The following is a 25542-nucleotide window of genomic DNA, read 5'->3' on the forward strand; positions in this document are numbered from 1 at the left end:
CCATGCACGTGCCCGCACACGACTCGGAGACCGACGTCGCAGCCCTGGTCAGGGACGCCTGGACGGAGGTGCTCGAAACGGAGGACTTCGCCGACGACGCGCACTTCTTCTCCATCGGCGGCAACTCCATAGCGGCGATCCGCGTCATGGGTGCCATCAGCAAGGTGGTCGGGCAGCGTGTCCCGGTCCGACTGCTCTTCGAGAACCAGACGGTGCCCGCCCTGACGGCCGCGGTCGCCTCCTGGCTCGACGCGAACAAGTAGGCCGCACCCATGACGACGGTGAGCACCCGGACCGGACCGGCGTACCAGCAGAGGCTGCCGGTACAGCGGTTCGGCCGGAACCCCGGCGCCGAGCTCGTCCTCTACTGTTTCCCGCACGCTGGAGGCAACGGAGCCGCCTACCAGCCGTGGACCGCGCTGGTGCCCGGCACGGTGGACGTGCGGAGCGTGCGGCTGCCCGGCCGCCCGGGCCATCTGGAGGACGACCCGTTCACGGACCTGCGTGGACTGGCCGCCGCTCTGGCCGGTGTCGTGGCCCAGGACGCGGCGGGAACGCCGTTCGTGCTGTTCGGCCACAGCATGGGGGCACTGCTCGCCTTCGAGGTGGCCCGGGAACTGCGTCGTTCGCACGCGCCGCAGCCGCTCCGGCTGGCCCTCTCGGGTACGTCGGCGGCCCACCGGCGCACCCCGCTCGCGCCGGTACACACGCTCGGCGACGACGAACTGGTCGCCGCCGTCAGCGCGCTGGGCGGCCTGCCGGACGAGGTGGCGGCCTGTCCGGAGCTGCTGGAGCTGCTGCTCCCCTCCCTGCGCGCGGACTTCGCCATGGTGCACGGCTACCGGTACGAGGAGCAGGCGCCGCTCGCCGTCCCCTTCTCCGTCTTCGGCGGCTCGGACGACGAGCGCGTGCCGGCCGCGGACCTGGGCGGCTGGGCCGAGCTGACGAGTGCGCGCTGCTCCGTCCGCACCCATCCCGGTGGCCACTTCTACCTCGGCGAGTTCGCCGCCGACGTCGTGGCCGGGATCCTCACCGACCTCGGATCCGCACAGTGACGTATCCACAGCAAGCCAAGCAGCAGGACAATGAGCCAAGGAATCACTCCATGACCAAGACCGCGCAAGAGGGGTCTGCGATCGGACTCCACCGGGTCCTCGAACCCGCCGGCGTCCTTCCCCAGGCCGCGCACCGCCTGGACACGCGCCCGCAGCTGTGGAGGGACGAGGTCCGGATCCGGGTGGAGCGGCTCAATCTCGACGCCGCCTCCTACCGTCAGCTGTCCGCCAAGCACAACGGCGACGGGAGCCTCATCCGCGACGAGGTCTGCGCGATCATCCGCGAGCGGGGCAAGATGCACAACCCGGTGACCGGGTCGGGCGGCATGCTCGTGGGCGTCGTCGAAGAGGTCGGGCCGGACTCCGCCCTCGGCTTCGCCGTCGGTGACCGCGTCACGACCCTCGTGTCGCTGACCCTCACCCCGCTGGCCATCACCGACGGCCTGCGCGACTGGGACGGCCTGTCCGAGCAGGTGCCCGCCGAGGGCCACGCCATCCTGTTCGGCCGTTCGGTCGCCGCGGTGGTTCCCGATGAGGTGCCGCCGCCGGTGGCCACCGCGCTGATGGACGTCTGCGGAGCGCCGGCGCTCACCGCACGCGTGGTGGCGGACCATGTCGCACGCGGCCGCGCACCGCGCGTGGTCGTGATCGGCGCCAGCGGCAAGAGCGGCTCCCTGTCGCTGGTCGCCGCCCGGCGCGCGGGCGCCGCGCAGCTGATCGGCGTCGTACCGAACGAGCGGGAAGCCCGCCGGCTGCGTGAGGCGGGGCTCGCCGACGTGGTCGTGGTCGCGGACGCGCGCGACGCCGTGGCCTTCGCCGCGGCGGTGAGCGAGGCGGCCGGCGGGCCGGCGGACGTGACGGCGGTCTGCGTGGACGTCGCGGGCTGCGAGGGAAGCGCGATCCTCGTGACGGGTGACCGCGGAACCATCATCTTCTACTCGATGGCGACCTCCTTCCCCGCGGCGGCGCTGGGGGCCGAGGGCCTGGCCGCGGACGTGACCATGCTCATCGGCAACGGCTACGCGGCCGGTCATGCCGAGTACGCCTTCGACCTCCTGCGGTCGGAGCCCGGTGTGCGCACGCTCTTCGAGGGACGGCTCGCGGCCGAGGCGGGGGTGGACGCGAAGTGATGAACGGGGAAGACTTCTTCAGCCTGGACCAGGAGCGGCCGACGGCCCTGTCCTCCGTGAATTCCGGCCCGAAACTGGATCTGGATCCGGCGCTGGTGGCCAGGGCCCGGAAGCTGGCGGAGCGCGCCGGAGCACCGGTGATCGAGCTGGCCAAGACCCACACCACCGTAGCGGTGGAGCGGGCCGTGCTCCGGCTTGGCGGGCTGTCCGGCGCCGACCGGGAAGGCGTCCCCCGGGCGAACCTGCTGCTGGACTCGGTCCGGGCACAGGTCGGTCTCGAACACGGTACGGCGCTGCCGGTCTGGGACGCCTGGAACACCGGCGACTTCGCCGACCTGAACGAGCTCGCCGACCAGGCCGCCGCGGGCCGGGTGAAGTTCCGTATCCCCAAGGGTGCGGCGGCCGACCGGGCCCGGGCCTCCTCGCTGGCGTTCGTCGGCACGGGAATGGACCGGATCGACCGGCAGCGCAGCCGGCGTACCGCGATGACCAAGGGGTTCGGCGACGCGGTGAAGCCGTGGATCTACCTCATCGTGGCCACCGGCGACATCTACGAGGACATAGCCCAGGCCCAGGCGGCGGCACGGGCCGGTGCGGACATCGTCGCGGTCATCCGGTCGACGGGGCAGTCCCTCATGGACTACGTCCCGGAGGGGGCGACCCGCGAGGGATTCGCCGGGACCTACGCCACGCAGGAGAACTTCCGGCTGATGCGTGCGGCCCTCGACGACGTGTCCAAGGACGTCGGGCGCTACATCCGGCTCACCAATTACGCCTCCGGGCTGTGCATGCCGGAGATGGCGGTGCTGGCGGGGCTGGAACGCCTGGACATGATGCTGAACGACTCGATGTACGGGATCCTCTTCCGCGACATCAACCCGCTCCGCACCTTCGTCGACCAGCGCTTCTCCCGGCAGATCCACGCACGGGCCGGCATCATCATCAACACGGGCGAGGACAACTACCTCACCACCGCGGACGCCGTCGACGCGGCGCACACGGTGACCGTCAGCCAGCTGCTCAACGAGCACTTCGCCCGCGAGGCGGGCCTGGAGGACTGGCAGATCGGTCTCGGCCACGCCTTCGAGATCGATCCGGAGCGCAAGGACTCGTTCCGGCTGGAACTGGCCCACGCGATGCTGGCGAAGACCCTCTTCCCCGACGCACCGCTGAAGTGGATGCCGCCGACCCGCCACATGACGGGGGACATCTTCCGCGGCTACCTGCTGAACGGTTTCTTCAACCTGGCCGGTGCCCTGACCGGGCAGTCCATCCTGCTGGTCGGAATGATGACCGAGGCCGTGGTGACCCCCTGGCTCTCCGACCGGGACCTCGCCCTGCGCAACGTGCGCTACGTACTTGACGCGGCCGGAGGGCTGCACGAGGACTTCCGCCCCGCGCCCGACGGGTTCATCGCCGGCCGTGCCCGGCACGTCCTGGGCGAGGCGGTGGAACTGCTGGAACGGATCTGCGACGACTCGCTGATCACGGCGATCGCGGAGGGGACCTTCGGGCTCATGCACCGCCCCCCGGAGGGCGGCAAGGGCCGCGAGGGCACCCTGGCGCACGCCGAGGGCTATTTCAACCCGGCCACCGAACTCCTGGAGTGCGGACCGACGAAGGTTCTGGCCGGTGCCGGAACGAACGGAGGAACGGCATGACCATGTATTCCGCAGCAGACGAGGCCGCACAGGGGGGCACCCCGCGGGCCAAGCCGAAACAGCTCGTCCGCCCGTACGGGGACACCACCGGGGACGGTATGGTCCAGGTGTCCTTCTCGCTGCCCCTGCCTCCCGGGAAGCTCGCCGAGGGCGCCGCCCTGCAGCTGGCCGGGAAGATGGGCGTCGAGTCGGCCATGGTGGTCCATGTCCAGGGCATGGGACCGGACTTCACCTTCTTCGTGGTGTACGGCCGGATGCGGCACGGCGTGGACCTCTCGGAGGTGGTGGTCCTGGAACGGGACTACCCGCTGCTGGGCACGAAGGAGACCAACCAGAGGATCGAGGCGACGCTCGGGCGCAAGCTCGTCGTCGTGGGCGCCTGCATCGGGACCGACGCGCACACGGTCGGTATCGACGCGATCCTGAACATCAAGGGGTTCGCCGGCGAGAAGGGCCTGGAGTACTACCGGGAGATCTCGGTGCTGAACCTCGGTGCCCAGGTGACCGTGCCGGAGCTGCTGGCGCGGGCCAAGGAGGCGGGAGCGGACGCGGTCCTGGTCTCCCAGATCGTCACCCAGCGCGATGTGCACCTGAGCAACACCCGCGAGTTCGCGCAGGCCTTCCGGGCCGGGTACCCGGAGGGCCGCTGCCCGCTGCTGATCGTGGGCGGTCCCCGCTTCGACGAGACGATGAGCGCCGAACTCGGCGTCGACAAGATCTTCTCGCGCGGGGCCACTCCGGCCGAGGTCGCGAGTTATCTCGTCCACGCGGTCACGGGCGACAAGGACCGCCACCTCGATGAGCAGCACGTCGTGACGGCGTAGCAGGAAGAAGACTCAGGTGAACTACATCGTCGTGGCCAACGCCGGCGGGCAGTACGCCGTCCGCGCGGCCGACGGCCCGCCGCTGCCGTCCGGCTGGCGGGAGGCCGGCGTCCGGGGCACGGAAGAGGAGTGCCTCGACCACGTGGCGCGGACCTGGACCGACGTCGTGCCGGACCCGGACCCCAGCGGGTCCGCGTCCGGATCCGAGCCCGGTCACGGGTCCGGTTCCGCCGACGGCCGGTTCCTTCCCGCCGTGCTCAGGGAGGTCGCGCGGCGGACGCCGCTCGCCCCCGCCCTGCGCTGGCGGGACGGCGGGCACGTGAGCCACGGCGAGCTGGACGCGGCGTCGGACCGGCTGGCCACCCGGCTGGCCGGGGCCGGCGTCCGGCGGGGCGATGTCATCCCGGTGCGGCTGCCCCGTTCCCCGGGGCTGGTGACGGCGCTGATCGCGGTGCTGAAACTGGGCGCGGCCTACGTCGCCGTGCCGGCGGACTGGCCCGTCACCCGGCTGGAGCAGCTCGTACGGGTCTGCCGGTCACCGGTGGCCGTGGACGACGAGGCGAACCCCACGCAGTGGACCTGCCCGTCCGTCGACCTGACCGCCGCCATGCCCGATGTCGGCGCCTACGCTCCGGCCGCCCCCGTCGAGATCGACGGCGGCGACCCCGCCTGCGTCTTCTTCACCTCCGGCAGCACCGGTGAGCCGAAGGGAGCGGTGTGCCCGCACCGCGCCCTCACCGGTCTGCTGACGGACCCGGACTTCGCGGACTACCGCGACGGAGTCGTCACCCTGCAGGCCGCGGCCCTCCCCTGGGACGCCTTCGCCCTGGAGCTGTTCGGCGCCCTGCTGAACGGCGGCTGTTGCGTCCTGCCCGACGGCGGGCCGCTCGGGCCGCTCGAACTGAGGGCCGCTGTCGAGGAGTCCGGGGTCAACACCCTCTTCCTCACGACGTCCTTGTTCAACATGCTCCTCGACGTCGACCCCGGCTGCCTGTCCGGACTGCGACAGGTGATGACCGGCGGCGAGAAGGTGTCCGTGCCGCACTTCCGGCGCTTCCGCGAGCTCCACCCGCGGACGAGGCTCATTCATGCCTACGGGCCCGTGGAAGCCACCGTCTTCACCACCACCCACACCGTGACGGACGCCGATGTCGCTGACGAGGCCACGGACATCCCGATCGGAATTCCGGTTCGGGGCGCGGGCCTTCACGTGCTGGACTCCGCCGGATCCCCCGTGGGCGCGGGCGAGACCGGTGAGCTGTACGTGTCCGGCATCGGCCTCTGCCACGGCTACCTCGGCAACTCCCGCGAGACGGCCCGGCGATTCGTTCCGGTTCCCGTACCCGGACGACCCGGCAGCCGGGCGTACCGGACCGGGGACCTGGTCCGGATGGCGCCGGACGGGGTGCTCAGCTACGTGGCACGAGCCGATCGCCAGGTGAAGCTCCGGGGCGTACGCATCGAACCCGGCGAGGTCGAGTCCGCGCTCCGGACCTGCGGCGGAGTGCTCGAGGCGGCTGTCGTTCCGGTACGGGACGCGGCGGGCCGGGTGATCGCCCTGCACGGCTGGTACACCGGACGCGGCGCGATGAACTCCTCGGCGATCCGCGCCGAGTTGGGCGGGAAACTCCCGGCGGCCTGTGTGCCCGCGACACTGGGGCGCCTCGAAACGCTGCCGCGCGGCCACTCCGGCAAGATCGACACCAGGGCGCTGGAGACGCTGGCGGGCACGGCGGTGACGGTTCCCCCCGTCACCCGTGAGCTGGTGATCCGGCTGCTGAGCGAGGTGCTGGGCCGCCCGATGCAGGACTCCGACGCCGAGTTCGTCCACCTGGGGGGCTCCTCGCTCTCCGCGACGACGCTGGCGGTCCGGCTGGCCCGGCTGACGGGACGGCGGATCGGTGCGGCGGACATCCTGGCGAACGGCACCGCCGGCGGCATCGCCGAGTACCTGGAGCAGGCGCCGCTGAGCGTCCCGCCGACTGCCGCCGCTTCCCCTGCTCCCCTTCCGCCCGTCGAGCACCCCGACTCCGCCGCCCGGCTGTTCCGGGTGACGGGGGTGGTGGACCAGGAGGCACTCGGACTCGCCCTCGACGACGTGGTGAAGCAGCACCCCGTGCTGTCGCAGGGCCGGGGCGCGGTGCTGTCCGTCGCCCCTGCCGTAGGAGCTCCCGAGGAACTTCTCGACCGGCAGCACGCGGCCGGACCCGGCCCGGGGGACCCGACCGTACGGATCGTCCTCGCTCCGGTGGCCGAGGCCGAAGACACCGGTGGCGGCGAGTGGGCCCTGGCCGTGTCGGTGCGGCGCGCCCTGGTCGACGAATGGTCCGTCCGCATCCTGCTGGAGGACCTCGGTTCGAGCTACCGGGCCCGTCTCGCGGGCGGCCGTGCCGAGCTCGAACCCGAAGAGCGTCCGTTCCAGGAATGGCGGGGCGGCGCGCTCCAGGAGGCCGCGCCGGGCGGCCTGACCGGGATCGCCTGGCCTTCCCCGTCCTCGCAAGCGCACGGGGCACCCGGGGGACGCGAGGCGCGGGTCGTCAATGTGCCGGCGCACGTGCGCACGTACGCCCGTACGGAAGGCGTCACCTTCACCGCCGTCCTGCTCGCGGCCACGGCGGCGGCGTTGCGGTCGGTCACGGGCGCGGACGACCTGCTGGTGGCGGTTCCGGTTTCGGGCCGGGACGCTCCCGGCCTGGAACGCACGATCGGACCCGTCGCGCGCTTCCTCCCCGTACGGCTGGGCCCCGCGTCCGGCCCCCGCGGCGCCCAGGAGGCCCTGCTGACCGCCATGCGGGCCGGCGCGGCCGCGGGCGGAAGCACGGCGCAGAGCTTGCCGCAGCCGTGCCAGGTCGCTGTCGTGCACCACCTGAGGCCGGTGGAGAACCTGGCACTGCATGGTACGAAGGTGCGTCCGGTGCAGCCCGAGCCCGATGGCACGGGGTATCAGATGGCGCTCGACGTCCGCCCCCGGCCCGGCGGCGCCTGGTCGGTGTCACTCGTCACCGACCGGTCCGTGGTGTCCGGCGGGACGGCTGCGGCCCTGCACGCGGCACTTGAGGCGGAGTTGTCGGCTCCGGTCTCCCGCTGAGATTTCTGTTGCATTCGGTCCGACGTGGAACAAGGAGAACGATTTCCGATGGAACCGCACGCTGATACCGCTCAGGCCCTGTTGGAACGACTGGAGGGCTTCTTCGACGCGGTTCCGCGCAACGGTGCCCGCGCCGAGGACCACGGGCCGCTGACCCTGTTCATCAGGGAGGGCTCGGGCTGGCCCTTCTACGCCCGTCCGCTGCGCGGGTGGCAGGGGCGGCCGGTGACCGCCGCGGACGTGAGCGCGGTCCGTGCCCGGCAGCGCGAGCTCGGCGTACCGGAAGCCTTCGAATGGGTCGCCGAGACCGCCCCCGGGCTGCGGGCCGCGGTCGAGGAGTCCGGGCTGGAAGTGCACGAGTACCCGCTGATGGTGCTGGTGGACGACGCTTCCGCGACCGCCCTGGACGACCCGCAGGAAGGGGTCTCCGTACGGATGCTGACCCCGGGCGACGAGGCACTGGCCGGGGCCCTGGCCATGCCGCACGTCGCCTTCGCGGCACCGGGCACCACGGTCGGAGCGGCCGGCTCCGCCGAACTGGCCGAGGTGGTGGAGTCCCGCGCGGGCGACGGCTCCGTGGAGCGCTCCACGGCCCGCATCCGCGCCGGGCTGACCGGGATCGCCGCCGCCCTGGAGGAGGGCGACGTCCTCAGCTCGGGACAGCGCAACTCAGTGGACGGCGTCAGCGAGGTCGTCGCCGTGGGAACCCTTCCCGCCGCCCGTCGGCGCGGCCTGGGCCTCGCGGTGACGGCGGCCCTGATCGCCGACGCGCGTGCGCAGGGCAGCGAGGTCGTCTTCCTCTCCGCGAGCGATGACGACGTGGCGAGGATGTACGGCCGCCTCGGCTTCCGGCGCGTGGGCACGGCCCTGACCGCGGAGCCCGCCGAAGCCTGAGCCGCCCGGCAGCGGATCCGTGGAAGCCCCAGGACTCACTCACCGGGACCTGGGGCTTCTGCCGTTCCTCCCCCGTGACGCTCGTCACCTGCCTGCGCGACGACCCCAGAAAACGCCGGAGCCGCAGGTGAGAACGATTCTTCACCTGCGGCTTGCGGTGGGGCGGGTGGGACTCGAACCCACGGCCGACGGATTATGAGTCCCGGGGAGATCGTCCAGGACGATCAAGCCTGACCCCTACCTGTCCTTAAGTGCCTGGTCAGCGGCCCCTCGCCGTCCAGCTGAGTGAGCCTTAACGGGCTTGGATCAAGATCCTCCAAGCCCGTCCGCTCACGCATCGCTCACGCAGGAGGCGATCCTTCACCCATCATGCAACTCGGCGTGCCACAAAGCTGTCGTTTGCCTGTGTCGAGCAACCGTGGCGCGACACCGGCCAGTCGGCAGTCAGCCTCGCTTACAGAGGATGACTTGGCCAGACTGTCACTCCTCGTCGAGCAACTCCTCGTAGCTCAGCGGACGAGAGTCTGCATCAACCGCCTCGTCGTCATCTGTGGAATCCCCGTTGTCGTCCGCAGTTGCAGCAGCGTCCCGGGCCACGCTCGCAAGAGCAGGAGAGAGCCACGCATCGAACTCTGACTCCTCCACGAAGAACCAGTTCACCAGCGCCTTGCGAAGTGCCTTGGTGGCCAAGTCTTCCGCCGCGCTGCGTCGCTGGGCGTCCGTCTGACCTGGCTTGCTGGTCTTGAGTGCTTTGACGCGTTCCTCGATACAGAAGGCCAGGTACATCCTGCGGGCGTCCGACACCAACCTCTCGAATCCCTCTCGCCCGTCGAACCACTCAGCGACGTGCTTCCACGAGTCAGGGCCGGCAAGAGCCTGGAGCCAGAAGTATCGGAAGTAAACGGCACGCGCTGTTTCCAGTTTTGGAATCTGGTTAATTGGATCCGGAACCGTTTTACCAAAGGCGAGTCGCCTGTCCCGAACCCTCCCCTTTCCTGCATCGTTCAGGAAGAAGGCGTTCCACCCTCGCGCGAGCGCGTCAGTAAATTCTGGAAGCTCGTCAAGCTTCCATTTCTTAATTTCGCTCTTCCTCAGCTCCCAAAGGGAGCCCAACGTCATGGCCAGGCCGAGTTGGCAGGCGTGAGTATTCAGCACCAGGTACGCAGACTTGCTAGCCTCACGCTTGTCCTCTGCGGTCGATCCGAGGTATTCTTCCGCCCGAAGCACCTCGAAAGACCCCTCCTTCTCCTGTATCACCTCCCAAGCTCGGAGAACATCATCGTCCGGCTTCCGCCGACTGACCCCCGGCTTGTTTCGCGACTCTTCCTTGTAGTGCTCATAGCTGTCTTTCAATGTCCAGTACACTCCTACGCCACCAAATAGCGCATCGCGCGCGAGCGAAGCGAAGATCTCCACACCACTCCAACCCGCCTCCATTCGACGGAGAGCGCGAGCGTGCGCGGCGTAGGGGGCTACTTTCGACAGCAAGGTGAGGATAGAAATCCCCCAAGTCTCGGAGAAGCGAGCACTCAGAACCTCGGACTTTCCAAGCGGGAAGTTCTCATTACCAATGGCGTCCCGGCGGTACGTGAATCCTTCGTCCTGCACCTCCGCCTTAAACAGCTTCCCTACTTCAAGCTGCTGCCGCATGAAGGCATCCCGCTCAGGCTTATTTTCACGACTACTAATCTTCTTCGTGACATCCCTCAAATATTTCGGCGGACCAAAAACGCAACGGTTCACCGCTTCCTTGAGTAGGTGAATGTTCGTCATGACAGACCAGCGCGCCGGCCGAGTTGTGTTGACGTCGGGATTGTCGTACTCGACGGCATACAGGGGAATCAGGCCGTCACTCTCAGGACGCCTTAGGCCGCTGAGCATACTGCGGGTAAGGACATTCACAAGCTCTGCATCGGAGAGCAGGATGATCCTCGACTCACTTGGGGCTTTAGCCTCCTTGTTCACGTCAACGAACAGGGTTCGCGCCGCCTCGTGCGCGTGACCTGATTCGCCGACCCGATCAGGAAACCAGCAAACAGTGACAGGGACTTCGACGTTGGACAAGTCCACGTGGGAGGAGATGGCCTCGTCTGCGAGGTACCTCTGCACCTGCTTCTCATAGAAATCGCGGAATTTCTCACCTCGACTTCCCCTCCACTTGTGCGACATAGTGCGGTCAATGGCGAGCAGCGCCATCGCCCTATGCTGGCCGTCCAGAACAACCAGTCTGGAAGCATGCTCATTCCAACGCAGCTGGGCCAAGTTCACAGGGTGGTACTCCCCCTGCTCGTCGACCACGCGTCGCACAGCAAAGGCATCGCCCGCCTGCACTTGCTTCCAGACAAGATCTTGGTCTTCGACCTTCTCCGTTTCCCCAAACGCAGGAAAACGCGAGGGCGCCCCCTCGCTGAAAGGCAAGAGAACAGCCATGATCGGCGGGAAGAACGCGGGTCCGGTCGCACGGTTCTTGAGCAGATAGGGGATCAAGCCCGTTGCAACACGGTGGTCATCGAGGTCGCGCTGGAGCAGTTGATTGAAGTCGAGGACATCCGCATCCATCACCTCGCGAACCGGGGACAAGTGCTGTGTCAATAGCCGCTCGGGCGCCGGGGACTCCTGCCCCAAGCGCGCCTTGGTCATAATGTATTCGACCCGCCCGGCAGGGGTACTGAAGGTGCCCCAAGTCCCCTGCACGTAGTCGCGAAACGTACTCTTGACGGTAGAACGGAACAAAACAGATCACTGCCTTCCCAGAATTGGCGCGAAAAGACGGTGGAGCAACCACTCTGCCGATTGGGCGCTCTCACGCAGAGACTTGGCGTCAATATTTGATTCGAGCACCTTCAGATCAATGACCCAAGCTTCCAGGTTTTCCATTGCAATACCTCGCGATGCAGCACGCTGCCCGAATGTCCTTGCGTCTGCCCTCAGCCTGTCTGCATCATTGGGATTGGTTCGGAGCCACTCCATAGCCTTGTTGTAGCTCGTGCGATGTCTCTGGAGACGCTCATTGAGATTCTCAGCAACGCCGATATACAACGGGGACGAGAAGACCGGCGTCGCACGAGCAAGGAACTGAGCCAGCAAGCGACGCCCCGTCTGCGAGCTGATGGTGTTTTCCAAGGCATCCCTGTCCCGCTCCCGCCGTTCCCTCTCCCGGCGGTCGACGTCCTCGGCACGCAGTTGGAACTCGCGCCGGCTGACGCCATGGTCAAGCTCAAGGACCCCATCCCACCGGCCCCCGTAAGGGGCAGACCCGCGGAGAGTTATGGGTAGCGGTTCGTAGTAGCTGGCGTACTCACGCAAAAGACCGAGGAACCCCTCGATAGAAGCATCCTGACCGTCGACCGGCTTCGTCTCCCAGTCCTGAGGGCTCGCCTGGAACCTCACATACCAGGCGTAAATCCCTGGCGACTCGGGTGCCTGTTCAACTTCGAGCATGCCGAATCGCGATGCTGCGTGATCCTCAGCCCCAGCACGCGCGTCCTCCACTGCCCCCAAGATCGACCCCGTCTTCTGTTGTTTGTTGCTCTTCTCTGACGGTCCAGGCGGCGGACCTAGATCAGAGTATGCCGACCACCAACCCTTCGCGGCGGTTCCCCATGCATCGCCGGCTGTGAAGGTCCCTTGTCCAGACGGCGGGCTGGCGGCCGGGCTGACAGCCGAGTGCGCGTCGGGTTCGAGGGCTCGGGTCGGTGGTGCAGTTGTCGCAGCGGAAGCTTCACCAAACAAACGGACAGTGCCCGGGCTGTGGGTGGCGCACCTCCCCGCCGTTACCCTGCGGGCGTCCCCCAAGTTTGCAAGGGCGTGAGCATGGAGCAGCAGGCATGGAGCAGCGACCGCAGACTCACCGCGATCAGTCGCGCACACCTCTCCGTGCCCGCCAGACAGGCAGTGATCGACAGACAAGTACTCCCCGGACGTACCGTCCTTGACTACGGTTGTGGCCGCGGTGGTGACGTGCGCACCCTTCAGAAGCTGGACTACCGCGCCGTTGGTTGGGACCCGTTCTACCTACCCAAGACGACGCTGGAGCCCGCGGACGTTGTTCTTCTTACCTACGTCCTCAACGTCATCGAAGAGCCGCAGGAGCGGCGTCGGACGCTGAAGACAGCGTGGGAACTGGCGGGAACAGTCCTGGTCGCCTCAGCGCGCCTGACCTGGGAAAGGTCAAAGATTCGCGGTGAGACGTTCGGTGACGGCCTGCTAACCAGCCGGCAGACGTTCCAGCACCTCTTCGGGGCGAGCGAACTTCGCAACTACGTTGAAGAAGTAACGGGCGTGCGGACAGTCTCCGCGGCACCAGGGATCGTCTATGCCTTTAAGGACGAGAGGGCGCGGCTGGGCTACCTCGCTCAACGGATCGTTCCCGACGCGGAGTGGCTCGCCTCCGAAGACACGACCTCGGCGATCGCCGCAGTGGTCGACCACATGGAGCGGCGCGGGCGCCTCCCCCGCATGGAGGAAGTGCCACAGCCAATGGCTGAGTGTCTCGGCCACCTACGCCCCAATGAACTGCGTCGCCTTGTCCGGGACTCTGCCGAGGAAGCCAAGGTCGAGGAGGGCCGCAAGCGGTCCATGCTCAATACCCTGCTCTTCCTGGCCGTCGAGCTCTTCAACGGCCGCGGCCCTTTCAACAGCCTCCCCGTCAGTGTCCAGCTCGATGTCCGCGCCTTCTTCACCTCCTACAAGGAGGCATGCCAGCGATCCGACCGTCTCCTGCTGAAACTCCGCGACGACGCGTACCTACGCGGAGCCATGAACGCCTCCGCGGTTGGGAAGCTGACCCCAACCGCGTTGTACGTCCACCAGCGCGCCCTCGACCGCATGCCCACGGTCCTGCGTCTGTACGAGCACTGCGCCTCGATCGCGGCCGGCCGTCCACAGGATTGGACCGTGGCCAAGCTGCGTCACCAAGGACGCGCAGTGAGCTGGCTCGACTACCCCGACTTCGACAGCGACCCGCACCCGCGGATCTTGTCGTCGTACCAGGTAGACCTCAAAACTCTCGAGGCCTCCCACACCTCATACGCGGAATCCATGAACCGGCCTCTGCTGCACCGCAAGCACGAGTTCCTGGCTCCCGACGATCCGGACGTCGAGCGGTACAAACGACTCACGGCAGCAGAGGCGAGAGCGGGGCTGTACGAGCACCCTCACCTCATCGGTACGGAGAACGGCTGGGAAGCCGAGCTCCTCCGCTGTGGGCGCGAGTTGCGGGGGCATCGTCTGGTCCGGCGGGCACCGCATGACCGATCAAGCTGAGTCCGGCTGCAAGCGCATGATCGTATTTGCCAGCTCGGTGGGGTCCAGGTCCATCGTCTCGTTGGGGCACCACGACAGGCGGAGCCCGTTGGAAGCCACTTCTTCGGGCAGACCCATGGCGGTCAGGACGTGGCTGGGGGTGTAGGAGGCGCTCGTACAGGCAGAGCCCGTCGCTACGGCGACCTGGTCCTTCAACATCACGATGAGCGCCTCGGCGTCTACGCCGTCGAACGTCAGGTTGAGAATGTGAGGAACAGTGTGATCCTGATCGCCATTGACCCGGAAGCGGGTCTTCGCGAGGGCGTCCAGGAGCCGGATGCGGAAAGCAGTCGCCTCCTTGCCCCACTGGGCGTGTTCCTTGTGGAAGATCTTCGCCGCCTCAGCCAACCCCATGATCAACGGGACCGGGAGGGTACCCGGTCGCAAGTTCCGTTCCTGACCGCCGCCAAACATGATCGGCTTGAGGGGCAGGGTGTCCCAGCCACGGTGGCGGGCCAGCAGCATTCCGACGCCCTTGGGGCCTCCGATCTTGTGGCCGCTGACGCTGATCAAGTCGATCGGTGCCGTGAGGTCCGGCGTCAGCTTCCCGTAGCCCTGCGCGGCATCCACGTGCATGTACGTGGATGTCTCCCGCAGCTTCTGAGCGAGCTCAGCGACAGGCTGTACGACTCCGGTCTCGTTGTTGACGTGCATGAGCGACACCAGCAGGGTGTCCGGCCGCAAGCGTTCCATCACGGCGTCGACGCTGACGCGCCCTGACGGGCCAGGTTCGATGAAGTCGACCTCGAAGCCTCGTGTCTGCAGGTGCTCAAGAGGCTCGATGACCGCTTTGTGCTCAATTGCAGAGGTGATAATGTGACGTCGGCCACTCTCTTCGCCATGGGGGGCTAGACCCAGCAGCGCGATGTTGTTGCCCTCAGTCGCACCGCTGGTGAAGATCAACTCATCCACCTCGGCATTGAACGTGCCGGCTAGGTACTGCCGCGCACGCTGCACGGCACGTTTCGCCCGGGAGCCGTACTCATGGGTGCGGCTGCCCGCGTTGCCGAACTCTTCAGTCATCCAATGCAGGACAACCTCAGCCACACGCGGGTCCACGCGCGTGGTCGCTGCCGCATCGAGATACGTCACCACTAGCCCCACCACACCTCTGTGCGTTAATCCTGCACGACCTGTACGTCTAATCCCTGACGTACAAGTACGATACCGTTGCGCAGGTGGGATCACAGTCACCTTCGCAGCTCGCCGACGCTGCCACCTCTTCAGGCTTCGAGTACATCTTCCCAGCCATCCGAGGAGTCCAGGCGGGGCGCGAGTTCTACGTGTCCATGTGTCCGCTTCGCCTCATTCCGAAGATCTTCCTGTTCGATGAGGACGAGCTGGCCCCTGAAGTGCGCGCCCAGCGGGTGCTGAACAAGGGGAGACTCCCAGCCCTCACTCGGTACATCGTGGACAATCCGGACGATTACGTTTTCAGTGCGCTGACGGCGTCCGTGGATGGCGAGATGTACTTTGAGAGCATCTCCGACTCCGGTGTGGGGATGCGGGCAGGGCAGATCCGCATCCCCATGGCCGCGCGCTTCCTCATCAACGACGGCCAGCACCGCCGCGCTGCGATCGAGCAGGCACTCAAGGAGAACCCGGATCTCGGCGAAGAGACCATCGCCGTCGTCTTCTTCCACGATGCCGGCCTAGCCCGCTGCCAGCAGATGTTCGCCGACCTCAACCGACACGCCGTTCGCCCGGCCCGGTCCATCGGCGTGCTGTACGACCACCGAGACGACCTAGCCATCATTACCCGACTCCTTGCGATGAAATCGCCCGTCTTCAAGGGGCACGTGGAGATGGAGAACAGCACCCTCTCCCAGCGGTCGCGCAAGCTTTTCACTCTCAGTGCGGTCTATTACGCAACCCAGTCACTTCTTCAAGGGCTTGAAGTTGAGAAGGAACAAGCGCAGACGCTCGCTGAGGAGTACTGGGAGGCTATTGACGTGGTCATCCCGGAATGGTCTTTGGTGCGCCGCCGCGAGTTGACTGCACCCGAGGTTCGTCGTGACTTCATCCATAGCCATGGCATCGCATTGCACGCCCTAGGAAGAATCGGTAACACCCTCCTGAGGAACGCGAATGCGCCCAAAGCGTGGAAGTCGAAGTTGGCCCGCTTGAAGTCTGTGGACTGGACGCGCGGGAACATCGACTGGGAAGGACGAGCACTCGTGGGTGGCCGGGTGTCAAAGAGCCACCAAAACCTGACTTTGACCGTGAATTACCTCCGACAGCACATGGACCTTCGGCTAAGCCCCGAAGAACAGCGTGTAGAGGACGCATACGCACGAGGAGATGCATGAGCACCGTGGCACGTCCCGTGGCTTTCCAGGGCCGGGGCCTTTCCGAGATTGTGAACGAGCTAACGGATGAAGTACGTGAGCTCTACACCGCGGACGAGGTGCCTTGGGTAATCGGCTACAGCGGTGGTAAGGATTCCACTGCTGTCCTTCAACTCGTATGGCTTGCTCTGCAAGGATTGCCGGCTGACCAGCGCACCAAGCCGGTGTATGTGATCAGTACTGACACCCTGGTCGAGAATCCAATCGTTGCCGCCTGGGTGTCGCAATCACTTGAGACGATGAAGAAGGCTGCGACCGAGCAGAGCCTGCCGATCGAACCGCATCGGCTCACCCCCAAGGTGGAGGACACCTTCTGGGTCAACTTGATTGGCCGCGGCTACCCGGCCCCTCGGCCGAAGTTCCGTTGGTGCACTGAGCGCATGAAGATCAAACCATCGAACCGCTTCATTCGCCAGGTTGTACGTCGTCACGGTGAGGCCATCCTCGTCCTCGGCATCCGCAAGGCTGAAAGTCAAGCCCGCGCTCGAGCTATGGCAAAGCACGAGAAGCGGCGCGTGCGCGACCGCCTATCCCCCAACGGCAACCTCCCAAACTCGCTCGTGTACAGCCCCATCGAGGACTGGACCAACGATGAGGTCTGGGCGTTCCTCATGCAGCAGGCCAATCCATGGGGCTACAAGAACAAGGACCTGCTCACCATGTATCAGGGGGCATCCAGCGACTCCGAATGTCCGCTGGTTGTGGACGACACCACCCCGTCCTGCGGTGACAGCCGGTTCGGCTGCTGGACATGCACGCTTGTGGACCAGGACAAGTCCATGACTGCCATGATCCAGAACGACCCGCAGCAAAAGAAGTGGATGCGTCCCCTCCTCTCTCTGCGCAACGAGCTGGACGATGTGTCGAAAGAGAAAGAGACACGTGACTTCCGTCGGATGAACGGCCGCGTGCAGCTGTTCAACGACCGCATCATCCAGGGCCCCTACACCCAGAAGGCTCGTGAGGACTGGCTGCGGAAGCTGCTTCGCGCCCAGGCGCACGTCCGTAAGGAAGGTCCCGAGGAGGCCCGCAACATCGAGCTGGTGACGATGGAAGAGCTCCATGAAATCCGTCGCATCTGGGTGTTCAAGAAGCACGAGGTAGAAGACATTCTCCCGCGGATTTACGAGGAGGAGACGGGCGAGAAGTTCCCCGGGCAAGACCTGGAGGAAAGCCTGGTCATCCGCGCAAACGAGATCGACCTCCTTCGCAAGATCTGCGGTGACGACGAGATCCACTTCACCATGGTCCGTGAACTACTGGCTGTCGAACGTGAATACAGGACCAAGACGCGGCGAAAGGGTCTCTACGAGGCTCTCGAAAAGGTGATCGAGAAGGGGTTCTACGAAAGTAAAGAAGACGCGCTGGAATTCGCGCAGCTTAAGCAAGCTACGCACGAGGGTGGCATCCGACCCGAGACCGCAGAACAGCCCCAGGCCCTGACTTTGGACGAAGAGTAGAACGATGCTCCTGCATAACATCACGCTGCGCGACTTTGGGGCCTACCAAGGCGAACAACGGCTCGACCTCCGCACAGAGCCCGGACGCCCCATCGTCCTAATCGGCGGACTGAACGGCTGCGGTAAGACCACACTTCTCGATGCCATCCAGCTCGTTCTCTATGGTCCCAAAGCAGACTGCAGCGGCCGCGGCAGCCGCCCCTACAATGACTACCTTCAGCAGTGCATCAATAGGAAGGCCGACCCCGCTGAAGGCGCGTCCATCGCCTTGGAATTCTCCATTATCGTAGAGGGAGAAGAACGCTACTACCGAGTTGTCAGGAACTGGTACTTCACCGGCAGTAAGACTCTGCGTGAATTTCTGACTGTCTTGGTCGACGGAGAGTTCAGCCGCACAATGACGGAGGGTTGGGCCGATCACGTCGAGACGATCCTTCCGCTCGACGTAGCCACACTCTTCTTCTTCGACGGAGAGAAGATCGAGGAGCTTGCCGACCCACGCAGCGCAGCCAGGGTCATCGAGTCCGCCATTCACTCCCTCCTCGGCGTCAGTGCCGTAGAACGACTGCGCCAGCTCCTCAAGACCCTTGAGAACCGTCAGCGACTGTCCGATGCCGACCAAGATGTACTGAACAAGATCCGCAAGCAGGAACTGGAGTTGGAGCAGGCCACCCAGGCCGCATCTGACGCCCACCAACTCATGGCGGCTGCCCGTTCAGAGCTTCTCGTGCGGCAAAAAGACTTGGGTGACATCGAGGGAAAGTTTGAGGATGCAGGCGGCAACGAGTACGAGCGCAGAAAGGAACTGGAGGCCGAGCGTAACCGCGTCAAGAATCAATCGGTGGCTACGAACAAGGCTTTGGTCTCTCTAGCCGAGGGCCCGCTTCCCCTTCTGCTCCTGCAGGATCAGCTCGCCGGCGTCAAGAAGCAGGCAAGCCTGGAAAAGGAAGCCGATGACGCCTCGCGCTTTCTCGGCGTCCTAGAGGAGCGCGACGAGTGGCTGCTCAAGCAGGTCGCTGAGGAGCTGCCCGCTGACGCCCGCTCCGCGCTGCAGAAGAAGCTGACTAGCGACCGCAAGAAGCGTGCGGCGGCCACAGACTTGGAGCATAACCTGGGGCTTCCGCACGACGCCTTGCTGCAATTGTCAGCACTGGACCAAGCCCTGGCTAGTGACCTTGCCCGTGCCCGCGATCTCCTGCAGGAAGCTGCCGACATCGCGGAGCACCTCGAGGTCGCGCAGCAACGGGTGGAAGCCGTGCCTGACGATGAGTTCATTGGCCGGCTCGTTGATGAGCGCCAGACTGCTATGGACAGGATGGCGGTCGCACAGGCCGAGTTCCAGCGAGGCGAAAACCTCCACACTGAAGCAGTCGCGCGACGCCGACGGCTTGAGGAAGAGCTGGACCGTGTTCATCGCTCCCGTCGTGCGGCCGAGTGGCGTTCTGAGTGGCTCAAGCGAGTGGTCAAGTATTCAGAGAAGACACGGGGCACCCTTGAGCAGCTCGGGGACGATCTTCTCGCCCACCACATCGAAAACGTCGAAGCCGCTGTTTTGCACAGCTTCAATACGCTCATGCGTAAGCAGGGTCTCATCCGTGACATCGAAATCAACACGGACGACAAGTTTGCTCTTGCCCTCACTGGGCCGGACGGCGAGACCATCGACCCCAGCCGGTTGAGCGCCGGCGAGCGTCAGCTGCTTGCGGTCTCCCTCCTGTGGGGGCTGGCTAAGACCGCGGGCAACCGGCTGCCGAGCATCATCGACACCCCGCTCGGCCGCCTGGACAGCAAGCACCGGGAGCACCTCGTGGACCGTTACTTCCCCAAGGCTGGTCGCCAGGTGCTGCTCCTGTCCACGGACGAGGAGATCGATGAGAAGCTACTCGGTCGCCTCAAGCCATATCTCTCCCATACGTACACCCTCGTGCACGATGACAGGACCTTCACCACCACCGTCGAACCGGGCTACTGGTGGACCGCAGGAGCAGCGCATGTCGCTTGAGACCATCCGCCTCTCGCAGACGGCGAAGGACCAGCTCGTCTGGCTCAAGCGCCACACAGGCATTACACACTGGAATGTCCTATGCCGCTGGGCCCTTGCCCTGTCGCTGCGTGACGCTTCGACTCCGCTAGTGAAGGACGTCGTCACCGACTCAAACGTCGAGATGAGCTGGAAGACGTTCGCCGGGGCCTACGGAGACGTATACCTAGCCTTGCTGAAACAACGGTGCCTCGCAGACGGAGAGGAGCCCACGGACGAAGCCGTATCCCGTACGTTGATCATCCACATTCACCGCGGGGTCGGCTTCCTCCACGGGCGGCGCAATCTGAGAAGCATCAGCGACTTCATGTCGCTCGCGGTGGCTTAGCAGCCCGAAGGGCCGGCGCGACACCCATGTGTCCTGCCGGCCCTTCATACTGTCCGCGAGCCGTCAGCTGAGCTCAGAGGACATCCTTGATCTTCGTGAGGTACTGCTCGGTGAAGCTGCCCCACCACTTTCGCAGCTCCTTGTACTGGTCGACGGGCGTCTCGTGCATGGACTCGGCCTTCGCGTACGCCACGAGGAGCAGGGTGATCGCTTCGACGGCTCGGCGAGCCGTTGCGGACACGTTGGGCCCAGTGCCCGTGCTGCCCTCCTTCGACAGCAGCTGCAAGGGCTCGTACATCTCCTGGTAGAAGACGTGGCGCTGGTTCAACCGGATGATCGTCTGGTCCTTGAGGTGCGTGAGCTGGAAGAGATCATCTCCGGGAACATCCACCGTCTCGATGACGAATGGAAGCTCCTTGATCTCCTCCACGTAGGCAGCCTTCTCCTCCTCCGTCGTGTTCCGTCCAGCGTCCTTCGCCAGGTTGTCGTACTCCCTCTCCTGCTGAGCCGGCGTGGGAACCTGCTTGACCCGGGCCTTGGGCATGGTGCGGTCCACGTCCTTGAGGGCCTTCGTGATGGGGGCGTGCTCGCCGGACTTCACTGCGTCGTCGCGGTTGACCTCGCCCCACACCCGGTCGATCTCGTCACGCGCCTTTGGGATAACGCTCTCCGCGATGGTCCGCAGGGTCCTGCGGAGCTCATCAGCGGGGACGGCCCCGCGCTTCACGTTGCGAACGCCCATCATGCGGTCGAGCTCCGGGGTGAAGTAGACCTCGAAGCCGATGTACCGGTCCTTGGTTTGGATGCCGGAGGGAAAGAGCTTGGCTACGGGGGTGTAGCTGATCTCGCGGTCAAGCCGCATGAAGCTGATGGCGCCCTCGTTCTCCGGGATCCGCAGCCGCTTGGCGAAGGCGTCGCCGCCAGCGCCCTTGAAGCGCAGGATCTCGGGCGGTGCCAGAGCGATGACGACGCGGATCTTGTGATCAGTGCCCTGCACCTTGACTTCTTCGTTGAAGAACACCTGACCGTGGAAGTGCCGTGCCTCAGCGCGTGACTCGCCGTTGGTGCGTGCCAGTTCCTCGGTGAGCACCTGGTCGGCCCAGGTGCCCTTACGGAGAAACGTCGGGTCGTGGGGCTTCAAGTCCGTGTGGTCGACGGTGATCCGGATGCCACCGCTCAGGAACTCGCGGAAGATGCGTGCCAGCTCCTTGTTCATCTCGTTGCGAATGTGATCCGGAGTGCTCCGGCCATGGCCGTCAGATACCCGGTCGATCTTCGACCACGTCACCATGGTGCCCGAGCCCTCCGGAAAGTAGACCTCGAGGTGGGGGGGGAGAGGCTCGTCATCGGGAGGATAGATCCCGACCTTGTCGCCGCGCTTCTCGGCCTCAATGCCCTCTTCGAGATCGAAGAACACATGCCGGATCTGCTCGCTGCCCTCGACGCGGGACCAGGCGTCGATGCGCATGCCGACACTGAGACCGGCGAGCTTCGCACCGACACCGAACTTCCCGATGGTCTTCTCGGACATGAACCTCTTGGAGAAGCCCAGCTGCAGATAGTGCTGCAGCGTCTCGTCGTCCATGCCCTCACCGTCATCGATGAAGGAGACCTGGGTGAGGGTCTTCTTGCGGCTCTTCATCGCTTCCTCGGTGATGATCTGAATGTGGTTCGCGCGGGCTTCGAGGCTGTTGTCGATCACCTCTCCGACAGCAGACGGGAAGTTGTGGCCCGACTCGCGGAGGCTGAGAAGTGCCTGCCCGGAGAGGACGACCGGGATGATGTCCATGCTGGCAGTGGTCATGATGTGCTCCTGGTGTCAGAAGGGCGTGGTCGGGGAAGGGCCCGCCTCAAGGCGCGTTCGATGGCCGTTTCAGGGCAGAACGGGCAACGGCGGCCCGTCCCGGCGGGGCTGGCAGGGTGTATCTGATTCCGGATCGTGTGGCCCGCGGACCGGTACTGGTGGTACCAGTACGACTCGATCGCATAGGCCTGGTGGGAGTTGCGGGCCGGGGCCACGAGGAAGTGAGTTGCACACCCGCGGAGTGGATGACGCGACAATCTCCGCCGGAGGCAGTTGTCCGACCGCCCCACATACAGCGGGCGCGCACCTTCCTGCTCGTGCTCCATCAGTAGATAAGCCCCGAGGGTCCCGGTCGGGATCTGCATATTCACGATGCTCCGCGTGAACCGGAGAGCGACCCCGGAGGTGCCCTCGTACGGTTCAGCCACCCGGACGTGAACCTTGGTGGACATCGTCATGCGCTGCCGCTGATGAGCGCCCGGGCGTGGACACGGAGGGCGCGTCGGGCACGCTCAACCGTTGCCACGGAGACGCCGGTCTGCCTGGCGGAGTCAGAGACGGTCGCCATGTCCAGCATGCCCTGGAGGCAGCCAAGGCCGTGAGAGCCAATCGTCGCAGCGAAGGCGGCCAGCTCCTGAATGGTTTCGGCTGCGAGTGCCCACGCCTCGGGGGTGTCGTAGGTGACCATATCGATGACGAGCGAACCATCCGCTGCGGTCGTGGACACTCGGCGGCGAGCAGCGTCGGCCAGGGGCTGGCAAGCGGCACGCCGGCGGGCACTGGCCTCCGAGCGGCGGATCGTACGACGCGCGTCCCGGATGACGTTCCTGCACAGGAGGTCGGGATCATCGGCCACACGTTTGTGACCAAGTGCGAGGTTCAGAGCGGTGTCGAGCACGTCGAGGTACTCGCCGTCCCACGCCCTTGCCTTGCTCTTCCCGTACAGACGGCGCATCGTCTCGGCGCGCACGTCGTTGATCTGGAGCATCAAATGCCCCTCCCCGGGTGCCCGACTGCTGTATGTCGGACCCACTCAGTTGTGACCCGCTCGCCCTTTGGCCGTCGTCGCCGTTCGGTCGACTTCGGCATGAGCAGGTGTTGGAACTGTAGAGCAGGCCGCCGACGCTCGGCGGTGGAACGCTCACATCACCTAGGGGACAGCAAAACAGCACCTCCCGTCACGGAAGTTGCGTTGGACACCAGGTGTGCAGGTCAAAGGGCTGGCGGGGAGCAGGGGTTACGAGACGTGCGATGCCGATCAGCCCCCAGCGGGTGGCGTTGGAACCATCTCGGATCAGGCCCCCTGCGTGGTCGCTAGGGCCGTCGCCTACACGTGCCCAACCGGCAACCGCCGGCCAAACCTGTAGTTCTTCTTCACAACGCCAGCTACATAGATCGATCCCCAGGTCGGATCTCGGTCCCACGGTCCAGCACCAGGGGCTCCTGATGCTGGCTCAGCTAGACTCGGGAGCCATCAAGACAACCTGTCGTATGGCAGCCCTGCCTGAGGGGCATCGACATCGGCCGACCTGCGTCCGACACGCTCCAAAGCGCAAGGAGCAGCAGGAAGTTGTCTCAGTCAGGCGCCTCGTCGTCGGCCGGGCAATGGCTTCCTGGCTGGCCTTGCCGGAACGGCATAGGTACTGCGACATACCTGAGCCCGCCACAATGACAGCAGTCGCACGAGTCGCTCACTAGTGCTGACTGCACACCCACGTCGTCGGTTCTCCATGGACGACCAGATCGAGGTCCACGGTGGTGGCTGCATCGCACATCTGGCACGCCACCTGGTAAGTGCGCCGCATGCGCACAGGCTGCACGAGTTCATGGGCATGCAGCGTGAACGGGACCCTCTTGCACCTGACGGTAATGATTAGCCATAGGTCAAGCTCAGGATGAGGCGAAATGCTCCTGACTGTCAGGTGTTCGTCGGCGTTTGACCGGAGCGCGAAGACATCGCCGCGCTTCAAGCGGGATGTGGTGAGCGCCGACGGAAGGCTGACAGTGACGAGTACACCCTTAGGCACGACGGGGGCAGGCATCTGCGGCTCATCGCGGGCGCCCGCTTCTACCCCTTCACGTTCATTGTGTTGCGGCTCCGGCAGGGACGTCTGCGCCTGCCTGTCGATTGAGCCCCTCATGCCACCCGCTCCCTTGCGACCGACCCGGATCGCGCACGCAATCGCGGGGTCCCCTTTGCGGGCAGACTACAGCATGCTAGGCATGCTACAGCTCGCCAGGTGCCCGATTACATGCCTAGCTTGGCGCTGTGATCGAATTCGCCCCCGACGTTCCTCGCTGGCGACAGGTGGCCGAGGTGCTGCGACAACGCATTGCTGATGGCACGTACCCGCCGCGCTCTCGCGTGCCATCAGTAGTGCAATTGACCGAGGAGTTTGGAATCGCCGCGGCCACTGCACAGAAGGCGTTGCGCGCACTCCGGACGGAGGGGCTGACGTATACGGAGCCGGGTTTGGGCTCGTTTGTCTCGAGAGAACAGCCTTATACCTCCTCCGGTTGAGCGTGAAGAGAGGCTGATCGAAGTTTCAGGAGGATTGGCTGAAGCGTCCACACCTCCGGCGAGGTGGCCCTGAATCGCTGCGTCCTCCTTACCTTCACCAGTAGGTCACCACCGGGGCCCAGCGCGAGCAAGCACTGCTCGACGTCCTGCTGAAGCAGGCAGAGGAGAAGGGCATGAGCGCCGAGCCCATGTAGGACTACGCGAACATCTTCCGCTTCGGCTGCCCGCCAACACGGCGGACTCGGCGCTGGCCTGGGGCGGATCCTAATGATCGTGCTCGGCCTGGACTCCATCCGCGAGGCGGCGATCCTGTTCCGCGGGGAGAACCGCCTGACCGCCGTAGGAGCAATGCCGGAGCTTCATCCGTCGGCTGTGTTCCGAGCCTGCTTGTTGGGCGGTTGCCGCTGCCTCCGCGAGGCGGGGGCGCGGGGACGGCCCTCGGTCGGCCAGAGCGTCCGTCGATGATTGGTTACGTTCCCGTTGCCGGCGGCTCCCCGTGCTCCAGATAGGCAGTCAGGTCGGACGCTCGTGCCTGAATGGCGGCGGCAATTCGGCGCGCCAGGCGAGGGATGGTGAGCGCCGTTACCTGCTCAGCGTTGTGGAAGTCGTAGCCGTGGAGCTCGTCCGGTTGCAGGGCGATCTGCCGACGCTCGTCGGTGCTCAGGCGGCCGCCGTCGAAGAGGTAGAGGACCTTGTCCCCCTCACCCGGGTTTGGTGCCCAGTCCACGACGAGGAGGCGGCCGATGTGTGGGGTGATGCCGAGCTCCTCCTGAACCTCACGCACACAAGCTTGTCGGGGCGACTCCCCCTCCTCGACGTAGCCCCCGGGGATGTCGCGGTAGTCCTTGTAGGACGGCTCGACGAGGAGGACTCGATCGGCTTCGTCGAAGAAGAGAGCGCCGGCTGCCATGCGGGGGCGGGCCATCTTCGCTTCGTGCTCGTTCTCGCTCACAAATCGGACTCTAGCTGCCCGTGCCGATGCCCAGCCTCGGGCGGGCAGGCGAGGAAATGGGAAGGCCGACCTCTGGTCCCGCGCCTGTAGCCGGTGACAAGCTCACAGCTCAAGTAGTGGGGGAATCGGTGG

General features: G+C 65.6%; 19 protein-coding genes. 13 read left to right on the top strand and 6 right to left on the bottom strand.

The window, feature by feature from the left end; genetic code table 11:
- Positions 1-2: 2 nt before the first annotated feature.
- The 7 genes from ACFY0O_RS14285 to ACFY0O_RS14315 are packed head-to-tail and all read left to right on the top strand — an operon-like array spanning position 3 to position 8652.
- Positions 3-263: a phosphopantetheine-binding protein gene (locus tag ACFY0O_RS14285; protein WP_388947267.1), complete on the top strand. Its 261-nt coding sequence runs from the start codon at positions 3-5 to the stop codon at positions 261-263.
- 9 nt (positions 264-272) lie between these two features.
- The gene (locus tag ACFY0O_RS14290) at positions 273-1055 is read left to right on the top strand and encodes a thioesterase II family protein (protein ID WP_388946853.1); all 783 of its coding nucleotides are present in this window, start codon (positions 273-275) and stop codon (positions 1053-1055) included.
- A 50-nt stretch (positions 1056-1105) separates the two neighbouring features.
- Positions 1106-2185, top strand: coding sequence for an L-erythro-3,5-diaminohexanoate dehydrogenase (locus ACFY0O_RS14295; RefSeq protein WP_388946855.1), 1080 nt, complete (start codon positions 1106-1108; stop codon positions 2183-2185).
- On the top strand, positions 2185-3846 hold the full coding sequence (locus tag ACFY0O_RS14300) for a lysine 5,6-aminomutase subunit alpha (protein ID WP_388946857.1): 1662 nt from the start codon (positions 2185-2187) through the stop codon (positions 3844-3846). Before ACFY0O_RS14295 ends, ACFY0O_RS14300 begins: the two co-directional genes overlap by 1 nt.
- On the top strand, positions 3843-4670 hold the full coding sequence (locus ACFY0O_RS14305) for an OAM dimerization domain-containing protein (protein WP_388946859.1): 828 nt from the start codon (positions 3843-3845) through the stop codon (positions 4668-4670). Before ACFY0O_RS14300 ends, ACFY0O_RS14305 begins: the two co-directional genes overlap by 4 nt.
- Positions 4671-4686: 16 nt before the next feature.
- Entirely contained in the window at positions 4687-7758 is a 3072-nt protein-coding gene (locus ACFY0O_RS14310; protein ID WP_388946861.1) for an amino acid adenylation domain-containing protein, read from the top strand.
- A 48-nt stretch (positions 7759-7806) separates the two neighbouring features.
- The gene (locus ACFY0O_RS14315; RefSeq protein WP_388946863.1) at positions 7807-8652 is read left to right on the top strand and encodes a GNAT family N-acetyltransferase; all 846 of its coding nucleotides are present in this window, start codon (positions 7807-7809) and stop codon (positions 8650-8652) included.
- A 480-nt stretch (positions 8653-9132) separates the two neighbouring features.
- Here the strand turns inward: ACFY0O_RS14315 and ACFY0O_RS14320 are convergent, their stop codons facing one another.
- Complete coding sequence (locus tag ACFY0O_RS14320) at positions 9133-11292, bottom strand: hypothetical protein (RefSeq protein WP_388946865.1); 2160 nt, start codon at positions 11290-11292, stop codon at positions 9133-9135.
- Positions 11293-11391: 99 nt separating this feature from the next.
- Complete coding sequence (locus tag ACFY0O_RS14325) at positions 11392-12093, bottom strand: hypothetical protein (RefSeq protein ID WP_388946867.1); 702 nt, start codon at positions 12091-12093, stop codon at positions 11392-11394.
- A 372-nt stretch (positions 12094-12465) separates the two neighbouring features.
- Between ACFY0O_RS14325 and ACFY0O_RS14330 the strand changes: the two genes are divergently transcribed.
- Positions 12466-13917, top strand: a complete 1452-nt coding sequence (locus tag ACFY0O_RS14330; protein WP_388946869.1) for a DNA phosphorothioation-associated putative methyltransferase — start codon at positions 12466-12468, stop codon at positions 13915-13917.
- Here ACFY0O_RS14330 and dndA read toward each other — a convergent pair.
- On the bottom strand, positions 13909-15060 hold the full coding sequence (dndA, locus tag ACFY0O_RS14335) for a cysteine desulfurase DndA (RefSeq protein WP_388946871.1): 1152 nt from the start codon (positions 15058-15060) through the stop codon (positions 13909-13911). The genes ACFY0O_RS14330 and dndA overlap by 9 nt on opposite strands.
- Positions 15061-15134: 74 nt before the next feature.
- On the opposite strand from dndA, the gene dndB reads away from it, so the two are divergent.
- Genes dndB through dndE form a run of 4 tightly spaced genes read left to right on the top strand, consistent with a single transcriptional unit; the run spans position 15135 to position 20133 of the window.
- Entirely contained in the window at positions 15135-16265 is a 1131-nt protein-coding gene (gene dndB, locus ACFY0O_RS14340; protein WP_388946873.1) for a DNA sulfur modification protein DndB, read from the top strand.
- Positions 16262-17764: a DNA phosphorothioation system sulfurtransferase DndC gene (gene dndC, locus ACFY0O_RS14345; RefSeq protein WP_388946875.1), complete on the top strand. Its 1503-nt coding sequence runs from the start codon at positions 16262-16264 to the stop codon at positions 17762-17764. Before dndB ends, dndC begins: the two co-directional genes overlap by 4 nt.
- Positions 17765-17768: 4 nt before the next feature.
- Complete coding sequence (dndD, locus tag ACFY0O_RS14350) at positions 17769-19766, top strand: DNA sulfur modification protein DndD (protein WP_388946877.1); 1998 nt, start codon at positions 17769-17771, stop codon at positions 19764-19766.
- Positions 19756-20133 carry a DNA sulfur modification protein DndE gene (gene dndE, locus ACFY0O_RS14355; protein WP_388946879.1) on the top strand — a complete coding sequence of 126 codons (378 nt, stop codon included), beginning with the start codon at positions 19756-19758 and terminating at the stop codon, positions 20131-20133. Before dndD ends, dndE begins: the two co-directional genes overlap by 11 nt.
- 73 nt (positions 20134-20206) lie before the next feature.
- On the opposite strand, the gene ACFY0O_RS14360 is transcribed toward dndE, so the two are convergent.
- Positions 20207-21937 carry an ATP-binding protein gene (locus tag ACFY0O_RS14360; RefSeq protein WP_388946881.1) on the bottom strand — a complete coding sequence of 577 codons (1731 nt, stop codon included), beginning with the start codon at positions 21935-21937 and terminating at the stop codon, positions 20207-20209.
- A gap of 454 nt (positions 21938-22391) precedes the next feature.
- On the bottom strand, positions 22392-22925 hold the full coding sequence (locus ACFY0O_RS14365) for a hypothetical protein (RefSeq protein ID WP_388946883.1): 534 nt from the start codon (positions 22923-22925) through the stop codon (positions 22392-22394).
- Between the two features lie 1329 nt (positions 22926-24254).
- Between ACFY0O_RS14365 and ACFY0O_RS14370 the strand changes: the two genes are divergently transcribed.
- Complete coding sequence (locus ACFY0O_RS14370) at positions 24255-24458, top strand: GntR family transcriptional regulator (RefSeq protein WP_388947268.1); 204 nt, start codon at positions 24255-24257, stop codon at positions 24456-24458.
- A 469-nt stretch (positions 24459-24927) separates the two neighbouring features.
- Here the strand turns inward: ACFY0O_RS14370 and ACFY0O_RS14375 are convergent, their stop codons facing one another.
- Positions 24928-25410 (bottom strand): NUDIX domain-containing protein, encoded by a 483-nt coding sequence (locus ACFY0O_RS14375; RefSeq protein ID WP_388946885.1) that lies wholly within the window; start codon positions 25408-25410, stop codon positions 24928-24930.
- Between the last annotated feature and the right edge of the window lie 132 nt (positions 25411-25542).

This window comes from Streptomyces sp. NPDC001594 (genome assembly GCF_042893675.1).
Classification (GTDB): domain Bacteria; phylum Actinomycetota; class Actinomycetes; order Streptomycetales; family Streptomycetaceae; genus Streptomyces.